The organism is Staphylococcus equorum (assembly GCF_029531845.1).
Taxonomy (GTDB): domain Bacteria; phylum Bacillota; class Bacilli; order Staphylococcales; family Staphylococcaceae; genus Staphylococcus; species Staphylococcus equorum_C.
The window spans coordinates 18,000-29,583 of sequence record NZ_JAMBPV010000019.1 but is presented as its reverse complement, the minus strand read 5'-3'; the positions used below and the strand labels follow the sequence as shown (position 1 = coordinate 29,583).

Annotated in this window: 9 protein-coding genes; all 9 read right to left on the bottom strand. The window is 36.1% G+C overall.

The window, feature by feature from the left end; all coding sequences use genetic code 11:
* Nucleotides 1–461: 461 nt before the first annotated feature.
* The 9 genes from ilvA to ilvD all read right to left on the bottom strand — a co-directional run bounded on the left by ilvA (nucleotide 462) and on the right by ilvD (nucleotide 11,472).
* Nucleotides 462–1,730: a threonine ammonia-lyase IlvA gene (gene ilvA, locus M4L39_RS14155; RefSeq protein ID WP_277582568.1), complete on the bottom strand. Its 1,269-nt coding sequence runs from the start codon at nucleotides 1,728–1,730 to the stop codon at nucleotides 462–464.
* A gap of 30 nt (nucleotides 1,731–1,760) precedes the next feature.
* Nucleotides 1,761–2,336 carry a 3-isopropylmalate dehydratase small subunit gene (gene leuD / locus M4L39_RS14150; protein WP_277582567.1) on the bottom strand — a complete coding sequence of 192 codons (576 nt, stop codon included), beginning with the start codon at nucleotides 2,334–2,336 and terminating at the stop codon, nucleotides 1,761–1,763.
* A gap of 1 nt (nucleotide 2,337) precedes the next feature.
* Nucleotides 2,338–3,708, bottom strand: a complete 1,371-nt coding sequence (gene leuC, locus M4L39_RS14145) for a 3-isopropylmalate dehydratase large subunit (RefSeq protein WP_277582566.1) — start codon at nucleotides 3,706–3,708, stop codon at nucleotides 2,338–2,340.
* A gap of 17 nt (nucleotides 3,709–3,725) precedes the next feature.
* Nucleotides 3,726–4,766 carry a 3-isopropylmalate dehydrogenase gene (gene leuB, locus M4L39_RS14140; protein ID WP_277582565.1) on the bottom strand — a complete coding sequence of 347 codons (1,041 nt, stop codon included), beginning with the start codon at nucleotides 4,764–4,766 and terminating at the stop codon, nucleotides 3,726–3,728.
* Entirely contained in the window at nucleotides 4,763–6,298 is a 1,536-nt protein-coding gene (locus tag M4L39_RS14135; protein WP_277582564.1) for a 2-isopropylmalate synthase, read from the bottom strand. Before M4L39_RS14135 ends, leuB begins: the two co-directional genes overlap by 4 nt.
* Nucleotides 6,299–6,453: 155 nt before the next feature.
* Nucleotides 6,454–7,458: a ketol-acid reductoisomerase gene (ilvC, locus tag M4L39_RS14130; protein ID WP_346817097.1), complete on the bottom strand. Its 1,005-nt coding sequence runs from the start codon at nucleotides 7,456–7,458 to the stop codon at nucleotides 6,454–6,456.
* 52 nt (nucleotides 7,459–7,510) lie between these two features.
* Nucleotides 7,511–7,984 carry an acetolactate synthase small subunit gene (gene ilvN, locus M4L39_RS14125; RefSeq protein WP_002507123.1) on the bottom strand — a complete coding sequence of 158 codons (474 nt, stop codon included), beginning with the start codon at nucleotides 7,982–7,984 and terminating at the stop codon, nucleotides 7,511–7,513.
* Nucleotides 7,981–9,771, bottom strand: coding sequence for a biosynthetic-type acetolactate synthase large subunit (gene ilvB, locus M4L39_RS14120; protein WP_277582563.1), 1,791 nt, complete (start codon nucleotides 9,769–9,771; stop codon nucleotides 7,981–7,983). Before ilvB ends, ilvN begins: the two co-directional genes overlap by 4 nt.
* Nucleotides 9,772–9,783: 12 nt before the next feature.
* Nucleotides 9,784–11,472 (bottom strand): dihydroxy-acid dehydratase, encoded by a 1,689-nt coding sequence (ilvD, locus tag M4L39_RS14115; protein WP_277582562.1) that lies wholly within the window; start codon nucleotides 11,470–11,472, stop codon nucleotides 9,784–9,786.
* Nucleotides 11,473–11,584 lie beyond the last annotated feature (112 nt).

Genomic DNA, 11,584 nt, shown 5'->3' with positions numbered 1-11,584 from the left:
AGGGTCTCTTTTTTTATGGATAAAAAGAGCTTAACTATAGAGGATTACAAGAGTCGAAGCTCTTGCATAAGGGCTACTAGCCTCAATAAACTGAGGAGTAGTCCTTTATCGAAGAACTGAAAACCTGATTTAAGACATGAACACATAAGCTGAAGCTCATGTGTAAGAACTACTAATCCCAATGACATTGAAAGTAGTTCCTTAGAAGCTGACAAAATTAGCGAAAGACGTGACGAGCTTACAAGCAGTAAGTGAGTAAGGAAAATATTAAGTGTTTACAAGAGTTGCTGCTTTTGCAGAAGCACTACTAATCTTGCAGGCAAGAAAGTAGTGCTTTAAAGCTCCTTAGCGCCGATGGTAGCCGACTTACGTTCCGCAAGAGTAGGACGTTGCCAGGCAATTTAGGGACCCGAATGGATTATTTTTTTGCGTAAAAAAAGCTTAGCGCAATAGCTAAGCTTTTAAATAAGAAGTGAATAAAGCATTTTATTTTGATTAATGTAAATATTTGAAGCGTCAAACTCATTTACATTCTTTTTCAAGTTATTCAAATCTTTATGGTTATTTAATTGAATGCCTATAATAACTGTACCGGTATTTTGAGATGATTTTTTTAGATACTCGAATTTAGTAATATCGTCTTTAGGTCCGAGTACATCATTTACAAATTCTCTTAAAGCGCCGGGACGTTGGGGAAAGTTTAAAATGAAGTAATGTTTCATTTCTTCGAAAAGTAGTGAACGCTCTTCAATTTCTTTCATGCGGTTAATATCATTGTTACCACCACTCACAACACAAACAACTGTTTTACCTTTGATTTCTGCTTGATAATTATCTAAAGCGGTAATACTTAATGCACCAGCAGGTTCTGCGATAATGGCTTGTTTAGAGTACATATCTAAAATAGTTGAACATACAGCGCCCTCGTGTACTTGAACATAATCATCAACAACTTTTTTGGCGATGTCATATGTTATTTGACCAACTCTTGCAACTGAAGCGCCATCAACAAACTTATCAATCTCAGGTAATGTTACAATTTGATTTTCTAAAACAACTGATGTATACATACTACTTGCTCCAGCAGGCTCTACGCCAACAATAGATGTTTGAGGTGAATTTTCCTTGAAGTACGTACCTACACCAGAAATTAAACCTCCGCCTCCAATTGCGGCAAATAAATAATCAAATTGTATGTTATCTTCTTTAGATTGATCAATGATTTCTTTAGCAAGTGTACCTTGGCCTGCAATAGTATAGATATTGTTAAAAGGATCAATGAAATTCATTTTGTTATCTTCTGTAAAGACGAGCGCTTCTTTTAAACAATCATCAAATGTATCACCTGTAAGAATAACTTCGACATTTTGTCCACCAAAGAATTTAACTTGATTAATTTTTTGAAGTGGGGTAGTGACAGGCATAAAGATAACTGCATCTAAGTGTAATTTATTAGCAGTATAAGCTACACCTTGCGCGTGGTTACCTGCACTTGCACAAGTAATGCCATTTTCTCTGTCTTCTTTATTTAAGGCTACAATCGCATTGTAAGCTCCTCTGAGTTTAAAAGATCGTACCCATTGCAAGTCTTCTCTTTTTAAATATACATTACAGTCATATTTAAGTGATAAATAATGATCCTTTTGTAATGGCGTCTCTTTAACGGTATCCTTTATTTGTAAGTAAGCTTCATCGATATCTTTTGAAGAAACAGTTGTTTTTACAGTCATATGTTTCACACCTTTGTTAGTTTAGTATCTTTAAAAATTTTTTGCTCTTTCATAAGATTTGATTTCATCTTCATATTGCAGTGTTACTGCAACATCATCAAGTCCTTTAACGAGTTTGTTTTTCCAAGTTTCATCGATATCAAAAGTAAATGTTTTGTCCGGAGAAGTAACAGTTTGATTTGGTAAATCTACTGTAATCGATTCGGCTTGTGCTAAATGTTTTCTGGCTTCTTCATCTAATACAATAGGTAACATCGCATTTTTAGTACAGTTCATATAGAATATATCACTGTAACTGCCAGCAATGATAATATCAAAACCATAGTCTTTAATCGCCCAAGCAGCATGTTCACGACTTGAACCACAACCGAAATTATCTCCAGTAATTAAAATAGATGCCTCTTTATATTCTGGTTTATTTGGATTGAAGTCTGGATTATCAGAGCCGTCATCTAAATAACGCCATTCATCAAAAGCAAATGGTCCAAATCCTGATTTTGAAATACGTTTTAAATGGACTTTAGGTATAATTTGATCGGTATCGATATTGTCATGAAACAATGGTACGACTTTACCTGTATACGTAGTGATTGGTTTGATTTCCATATTATACAACCACCTTTCTAACATCTACAAATTTGCCGTTGATTGCTGCGGCTGCCGCCATAGCAGGGGAAACAAGATGAGTTCTTGCACCTTTACCTTGTCGACCTTCAAAGTTACGGTTACTCGTTGAAGCACAGTGGACACCATTGGGTACTTGGTCTGGATTCATGCCTAAACACATTGAACAACCGGGTTCTCTCCAATCAAAACCTGCTTCTTTAAAAATTTTATCTAGTCCTATTTTTTCTGCTTCTTTCTTAACTGTACGAGAACCTGGAACAACAATTGCAGTAATATTAGGGTGTACTTGGTTTCCTTTAACGATATGACTCGCTTCAACTAAATCTGAAAGACGAGCATTGGTACAAGAACCTAAGAAGACATAACCTAAATCGATATCTTCGGCCTTTTGACCAGGTTTTAAATCCATATAATTATATGCACGTTCGTCATTTACGTTTTCTATTTCAGGGAAAGGTGTATTAAAACTCACTCCCATTTCAGGACTAGTTCCCCAAGTCACTTGAGGTTCTAGATCTGAGACATCCATTTCAATGACTCTATCGAATTCTGCATCGTCATCTGTGTAGAGTTCGCGCCATTCATCAACGGAATTATCAAAATTTGTTGCGTAAGGACGTCCTTTAACATATTCAAATGTCGTTTCATCAGGCTCCATCATGCCGTATTTAGCACCAGCTTCGATGGCCATGTTACAAATCGTCATTCTAGCTTCCATACTTAAACTACGAATCGCTTCCCCAGAAAATTCAAGAGCATAACCTGTACCAAAATCAACGCCATATTGACTAATCAAATGTAAAATAATATCTTTGGCATACACACCAGTCGGCAATTTGCCTGTTACATCAATTTTTAGATTTTTAGGTTTAGTTTGCCATAGCGATTGTGTAGCAAATACGTGCTCTACTTCACTCGTGCCAATACCAAAAGCAATTGCTCCGAAAGCACCATGTGTTGCGGTATGAGAATCACCACAAACAATTGTTTTACCTGGTTGTGTTAAACCTGTTTCAGGACCTACCATATGCACAATACCTTGTTCATCAGAGCCCATATCAAATATATGGACACCGAATTCTTTAGCATTATTTTGCAATGTAGTAATTTGCTTATTTGCAATTTCATCTTTGATATTGAAGATATCTACGGTTGGCACGTTGTGGTCAAGTGTTGCATATGTTAAGTCTGGTCTACGCAATTGTCTATTTTGGAGTCTCAGACCTTCAAATGCTTGAGGAGATGTGACTTCATGTATAAGATGTAAATCTATATATAATAACTGTGGGTCACCTTCTTTACCAGTTAAGACGTGTTTATTCCAAACTTTATCAAATAGTGTTTTACCCATATGACATCTCCTCCTTTTTATAGATTTTCTTTTACGAAATTAATAATATCTGATGTATTATAATTACCATTGAGATCACGGGTTGTTTTACCGTCTTTAATGAGTTGATAAATTACTGTTTCTAATTTTTCTGCTGCGTGTGGTTCATTTAAACTTTCTCTAAGACACATTACAACTGATAAAAGCATACCGAAAGGGTTTGCGATATCCTGGTTTGCAATATCTGGAGCTGAACCATGAATTGGTTCGTAAAGTCGTGGTCCTTGTTCACTAAAACTTGCAGAAGGCGATAAACCTAATGAACCAGGTATTACAGATGCTTCATCACTTAAAATATCACCAAATAAATTTTCAGTGACAATGACATCAAATTGTGATGGGTTAGTGATTAAATGCATTGCACAAGCATCTACAAGTAAATGGTTAACTTCTACATCAGGATAATCTTGTGAAACTTCATTTATCACTCTACGCCATAATTTACTAGATGAAAGCACATTTTCTTTATCAACAGAAGTTAATTTTTTATTTCTTTTTTGAGCTAAATCAAATCCAACTCTAGCAATGCGTTCTATTTCTGATCTTGTATAAGTAAGAGAATCGAGTGCATCGTCGTCACCCAATTTCTTAGGTTCACCAAAATAGATGCCGCCAGTGAGTTCTCTTACTAAAACGAAATCTGTGCCTGCAACACGCTCTTCTTTAATCGGAGATAAATGGCTTGTACCATTTGTCACTGTAGTAGGTCGTATATTAGCGAACAAGCCTAATGCTTTTCGTATGCCTAATAACCCTTGTTCAGGTCTATTGTTAGGATCAGTCCATTTTGGTCCACCCACAGCCCCTAATAAAATTGCATCAGCATTTTGACATGCATTTAGTGTTGATTCAGGGAGTGGTTTACCATGACGATCTATAGCAACGCCACCAAAATCATGTGTTTCTAATTCATAATTAAAATTATAATCTTGGCTTAATTGTTCTAATATTTCTAGTGATCCTGTCATAATCTCAGGACCAATACCATCACCTGGTAGTGCTACAATCTTATAACTCATGAATGAATACCTTCTTCCACAGATGAATTAGCAACATATTTAGCATGTGCTTCTACATATGATTTACATGATGCAAGTAAGATATCATGATCAATACCAACACCTGTAACAATTTGATTATCAATTTTAATTTGTACATGTACTTCAGCTTGTGCATCGGTACCTTCAGTAACAGAATCAATACGGTATTCTATCAACTCAGTGTTGAGGTCAAAAATACGATCTATTGCATTGTACACTGCAACGATAGATCCAGTACCAATACTTGAATCTTGATACGTATTACCGTCTTTATCTTTAATGACAACTACAGCGCTTTGTAGTCCATTTGAAACAAATTGTAGTTGTAAAGTTTCAACTTGATAAATCGCATTTTGTTCATGTTCTGTACCTTGTATTAAGGCGTGGATATCACGATCTGTAACTGCTTTTTTCTTATCTGCAATTGTTTTAAATTGTTTGAATAAGGCTTTTTGTTCTTCTGGTTCAACATCGTAACCTAAATTAATTAATTTTTCAGCAAAAGCATGTTTGCCTGAAAGCTTACCTAAAGGTAATTCTGTTGTTTTAACACCAACAAGTTGAGGTGTCATAATCTCATACGTTTCTGGGTTTTTAATTACGCCATCTTGATGAATACCTGATTCATGACTAAAGGCATTTTGACCGACAATTGCTTTGTTTCTAGGGACTCGAATTCCTGCAAATCTAGCAATTAAATCTGAAGTTTGTTTTGTTTCTTCAAGATTAATTTTAGATTGATTGCCGTAATGATCTTGTCGAACGTAAAGGCCAAGTGCTACTTCCTCAAGTGCTGCATTACCTGCACGTTCCCCAATACCATTTAACGTGCCTTCTATTCGTTTGGCTCCATTTTCAATTGCTGCCATACTATTTGCTACTGCAAGTCCAAGATCATCATGACAGTGTGCACTATAAATTACTTCACGGTCAGTTTTGACAGATTCTTGTAGTGTTTTGAAAATTTGACCATATTCAGAAGGGTAACTGAAACCTACAGTATCAGGTACATTGATTACACTTGCTCCGGCATCAACAGCTGTTTGAACACATTCTATTAAAAATGGTAGTTCTGTTCTTGTTGCATCTTCTGGGGAGAATTGAACTAAATCAAAATATTTTTTCGCATAGCTTACGTGTTCTGTTATAGATGCTAAAACTTCTTCTTTAGACATCATAAGTTTGGAATCACGATGAATCGGGCTTGTTGCGATAAAGACATGAATTCTTGGTTTTGCTGCTTCTTTAGTTGCTTCATATACTGCATCAATATCCTTCTTCACACAACGGGCTAGGCCACATACAGCAGTTGTTGTTAATGCTTTTGAGATTGCTTCAACTGATTTAAAACTACCATTACTTGATGCAGGGAACCCAGCTTCTATAATATCTACGCCCCATTTTTCTAGTTGATTTGCTATTTTCAAACGTTCATCGAATGAAAAGTTTACACCAGGTGTTTGTTCGCCGTCTCTAAGTGTTGTATCAAAAATTTGAATATGGCTACTCATTTTCAACATCTCCTATAAATGAATTTTAGACTCATATAATCGTAAGTAATGAAGAAACACACTTTTATGAGAAAAGTAGCTGCATTTTTAAGCAATCACATATTTCATACTAAGTGTGATTCTCCAATTACGATTAATTTAAAGGTTGAATCTAATTATTTTTCAATGCTTTTAGATTTAATGAATGGCATCATTTCACGTAGGTCTCTACCAACTGCTTCGATTTGATGGCCATGTTGTTCTTCACGTAGTTTGTGGAACTCTTCAAAATTATTTTCATTATCTTTAATGAAACGATTACTGAATTTTCCTTGTTGAATATCTTCTAGTACTGCTTTCATATTATCTTTAACGTCTGGAGTAATGATACGAGGTCCAGATACATAGTCACCAAATTCTGCTGTATTTGAAATTGAATAACGCATGTTTTCCATGCCACCTTCGTATAATAGGTCTACGATAAGTTTCATTTCATGTAATACTTCGAAATAAGCAATCTCTGGTTGGTATCCAGCTTCAACTAATGTTTCGAAACCAGTTTGGATTAATTTAGTTGTACCACCACAAAGAACAGCTTGTTCACCAAATAAATCTGTTTCAGTTTCTTCTTTGAATGATGTTTCTAATACCCCAGCACGTGTAGCACCGATGCCTTTAGCATAGCTTAAGGCTAAGTCTGTAGCTTCTCCGCTTGCATCTTGTTCTACTGCGAATAGGGCAGGGACTGCACTACCTTCCGCAAAAGTACGACGAACTAGATGTCCAGGACCTTTTGGAGCTACTAAGAATACGTCAACGTTTTCTGGTGGGTTGATAACATCAAAGTGAATATTAAAACCATGAGCGAAAACTAATGCATTGTTTTCTTCTAGATTGGGTTCGATTTCTTCTTTATATATTTTTCCTTGAGCTTCATCTGGTAGAAGTACCATAATGACATCAGCTTGTTTTGCTGCTTCATTTACAGGATATACTTCGAAGCCGTCATCTTTTGCTTTATCAAAAGAACGTCCAGGTCTGATACCAATGATTACGTCATAGCCATTGTCTTTTAAGTTTTGTGCATGAGCGTGACCTTGAGATCCATAACCTAAAACTGCTACTTTTTTACCTTGTAATGCATCTTTCTTTACTGTTTCATCATAATAAACTGTTGTCATAATATAATCCTCCATGTGTTTTGAAATTTTTGTTGAAATATTAATACTTAAGCTAAATAATACCTGCCGAACCCGTACGTGAGACTTGTTCGATTTTATATGATGATAGATCGTCTAATAAATTATCCATCGTATATTGTGGACCTGAAGCCTGAAGGTACGTATAAGTTTCTTCATTTTTCAATATAGAGACTAGCGCATCATAAGGTTTGATTAAATTTTGTAATTCTTGATGATTGTTGGGTGTTTGTAATTTCACAAGTACCAACTCTCTATTGTAGGTATTTGTATCTGTTATATCTTCAACCTCAATAATATTAATTTGCTTTTCAAGTTGCTGAAGTAGCGTGCGTAACACATCTGTATCAGGTATTTCTGCTACAAAAGTAATATTAGAAATACCTTCTTCTAGTGTAGGTGTTGCGGATAGATTAACGATATTGAATTGTCTTCGTACAAAAATACTAGTTAATCTATTTAATGTACCTGCTTTATCTCTTACTTTTGTTCTAAATGTTCTTCTCATAATAGACCCTCCATCTCATGGTTTGCTTTACCACTTGGTACCATAGGAGAGACAATTTCAACTGGTGAAATACGAACATCAATTAAAGCTGGTCCGTCATGTTGGAAAGCCTCATCCAATTTTTGTTCTAAGTGTGTAGGATCATCTATGAGATAAGCTTTTACATTATATGCTTCAGAGAGCTTAATAAAGTCTGGTTGTCCATTAAATACAGAATGTGAAAAACGTTTATTAAAGAATTTATCTTGCCATTGTTTTACCATGCCAAGCGTGCCGTTATTTACGATTACGATTTTAATATCAATGCCATATTCTTCTAAAATGCCCATCTCTTGGTTGGTCATTTGGAAACCCCCATCGCCTACAAAAGCTACGACTGGTTTATCTGGTTCCGCTAATTTAGCTCCAATTGCTGCTGGTATACCAAAGCCCATTGTGCCTAAACCACCACTTGTAACAAGCTGACCGTGGTTTTTAAATGGATAGTATTGTGCAACCCACATTTGATGTTGCCCTACGTCTGTAGTTACGATTGCATCACCATTTGTAATTTCTCCGATATATTCAATTGCACGTTGTGGTTTTGAAAATACACCATCTTCATCATCGCTGTATGCAAATGGTTGTTGTATTTTATTTTCGTTACATGTTTCTAACCAATCTTCGTGTTTAATTGAATAACTATCGAAATCGAGTAGAAATTCTAATGTCGCTTTACAATCGGCAACAATACCCAAATCAACTTTAATAATTTTGTTGATTTCAGATGGATCGATATCAATATGAACGATTTTGGCATTTGGTGCGAATTCATCAGGATTACTAGCTAATCTGTCATCAAAGCGGCTACCGAAGTTAATAAGTAAATCACATTCAGTTAATGCCATATTACTTGCGTATGATCCATGCATACCACCCATACCTAAAAATAGGGGATGGTCGTATGGAATTGCACCGAGACCAAGTAATGTACTTACAACTGGTAATTGATGTCTACTTACAAATTCAGTGAATAGATCGTTTGCTTTGGCATGATTGATGCCTGCACCTGAAAGTACTAAAGGTTTTTTAGCACTCTTTAAAAAATCTCTCAATTTTTGTATATCATCTTTTTTTGGTTTATTAGGTATTGTGTAACCAGGTAATTCTAATTCATTAGTAACTTGTGCATTCGTTGATAGAACACCCATATCTTTAGGGAAATCGATTACTACTGGTCCTTTTCTTCCAGTATTAGCGATATGAAAAGCTTCATGGATAATTTTTGGAATATCTTGTACATTTTTGACTTGATAGTTGTGCTTAGTAATTGGTGTTGTCATAGAGAGTAAGTCTGCTTCTTGGAATGCATCCTTACCGATACCAGGCGTTGCTACTTGGCCTGTGATAACTACTAAAGGTAAAGAGTCGCTGTATGCATCAGCAATACCAGTTATCGCATTTGTAGCTCCTGGTCCACTTGTAACAACCACTACGCCTGTATTACCAGATACACGTGCATAACCTTCAGCAGCGTGTGTTGCACCTTGTTCATGACGAGCTAAGATATGCTTGATTTTTCCGTCATATAGAGTGTCATAAAGAGGGAGAACAGCGCCTCCTGGGTAACCAAATATAAAATCAACACGCTCATTTACCAATGATTCAACTAATAATTCTGAACCAGATTTCATTTCATCAATTGTCTCTTGTTCTAATTCAACTTCAGGTTCAATTGGTTCTACTGCTTCCAAAGATTCAAAATTTTCTGATTTTTCTATTTCAAGTGTTTCAGTATATTTAGACATTGAGCTCACTCCTTAAATGAGATTTTCGGGGACTTGCATTACGCCACCAGTATTAGCACTTGTAACGAGTGCGGTGTAACGTGCAAGATAACCAGTTTTTACTTTTGCTTTAAATGGTTTCACATCTTGTTTTCTAGCTTCCAAAATGTCATTTGATACTTCGACATTTAATGTTCGGTTGGTTAAATCAATAGTAATTTCATCATCATCTCTAATTAGTCCAATAGGTCCACCAGAAGCTGCTTCAGGTGATATATGTCCTACAGCAATGCCTCGAGTTGCACCTGAGAAACGGCCATCTGTAATTAACGCGACATCTTTACCTAATCCTCTTCCTACGATTGAAGAAGTGGGGGCTAACATTTCAGGCATGCCTGGACCACCTTTAGGTCCTTCATATCTTATGACAACAACATGACCTTCTCGAACAACGTGATTATCAATTGCTTCTACTGCATCATCATGTGAATCAAAACAAATTGCCTTACCTTTAAATACTTTAATTGAAGGATCTACACCACCCACTTTAATGACGGCACCTTTTGGAGCTAAATTACCGTATAAAATTGAAAGACCTCCTTGTTTGTCGTAAGGGTTATCTAAATGTCTGATTACATCGCTATTTAAAATTGCTTTACCTTCATTATTTTCACGAAGGGTCTTGCCTGTTGCTGTAATTCTATCTGGGTGTAAGGTACCTTCTCTTTTAAATAGTTCATTAATAATTGCTGGAACGCCACCCGCTTCATGTACATCATGCATTGAATAAGAAGAACTAGGTGCAATTTTTGAAAGGTAAGGTGTTTTCTTAGCTATTTCATTAATTCTTGTTAAGTCATAATCGATACCTGCTTCGTTTGCAATTGCTAATGTGTGAAGTACAGTGTTTGTAGAACCACCCATTGCCATGTCTAGCGCAAAAGCATCATCAATTGCTTCACGAGTTACGATATCTCTTGGTTTAATATCATTTTTAATATTATCTACTAATTTGAATGCGGCTTCTCTAATCATTTCTCTACGTTGATCACTCACTGCTAATGCTGTTCCATTATATGGAAGGGATAAACCTAAAACTTCCATTAAACAGTTCATTGAATTTGCGGTGAACATACCAGAACAAGAACCACATGTTGGACAAGCGTTTTGTTCCATATCTAGAAATTCATCTTTTGAAATTGAACCATCTTTAAAAGCGCCAACTGCTTCAAACATAGAAGAAAGTGTTAATGCTTTCCCTTCTGAAGATAATCCTGCTTTCATAGGACCACCGGAACAAAAAATGGCTGGAACATTAGTTCTAACTGAGGCGAGTATCATCCCCGGCGTAATCTTGTCACAGTTAGGAATATAGAATACGCCGTCAAACCAATGTGCGTTAATTACTGTTTCAGCAGAATCGGCAATGATTTCTCGTGAGGGAAGGGAATATCTCATTCCTATATGACCCATTGCGATACCATCATCTACACCGATTGTGTCAAATTCAAAGGGAATAGCACCTGCTTCACGAATTGCTTCTTTGGCAATGTCTGCTAATTCTCTTAAGTGGACATGTCCTGGGACGATGTCAATATATGAATTACAAATTGCCACGAAAGGCTTATTCATATCTGTTGGTTTTTCTAATGCACCTGTAGCATGCAAAAGACTTCTTGCTGGAGCCTGCTGATCACCTTTTTTGATCATATCGCTTCTCATACTGTTTCCCCCTTAAAATTGAAAATAAAAAAACGTCCCAATAAATTATTGGGACGCTTTCAAGTCCCATTCAACTAGAAAGAGGACTTAAACGTTTAGTAGATTCTTCACT

What these genes read in the sequence shown, in the direction of transcription:
- ilvA (WP_277582568.1), bottom strand. Translation starts at nt 1,730, where the DNA reads ATGACTGTAAAAACAACTGTTTCTTCAAAAGATATCGATGAAGCTTAC.
- leuD (WP_277582567.1), bottom strand. Translation starts at nt 2,336, where the DNA reads ATGGAAATCAAACCAATCACTACGTATACAGGTAAAGTCGTACCATTG.
- leuC (WP_277582566.1), bottom strand. Translation starts at nt 3,708, where the DNA reads ATGGGTAAAACACTATTTGATAAAGTTTGGAATAAACACGTCTTAACT.
- leuB (WP_277582565.1), bottom strand. Translation starts at nt 4,766, where the DNA reads ATGAGTTATAAGATTGTAGCACTACCAGGTGATGGTATTGGTCCTGAG.
- M4L39_RS14135 (WP_277582564.1), bottom strand. Translation starts at nt 6,298, where the DNA reads ATGAGTAGCCATATTCAAATTTTTGATACAACACTTAGAGACGGCGAA.
- ilvC (WP_346817097.1), bottom strand. Translation starts at nt 7,458, where the DNA reads ATGACAACAGTTTATTATGATGAAACAGTAAAGAAAGATGCATTACAA.
- ilvN (WP_002507123.1), bottom strand. Translation starts at nt 7,984, where the DNA reads ATGAGAAGAACATTTAGAACAAAAGTAAGAGATAAAGCAGGTACATTA.
- ilvB (WP_277582563.1), bottom strand. Translation starts at nt 9,771, where the DNA reads ATGTCTAAATATACTGAAACACTTGAAATAGAAAAATCAGAAAATTTT.
- ilvD (WP_277582562.1), bottom strand. Translation starts at nt 11,472, where the DNA reads ATGAGAAGCGATATGATCAAAAAAGGTGATCAGCAGGCTCCAGCAAGA.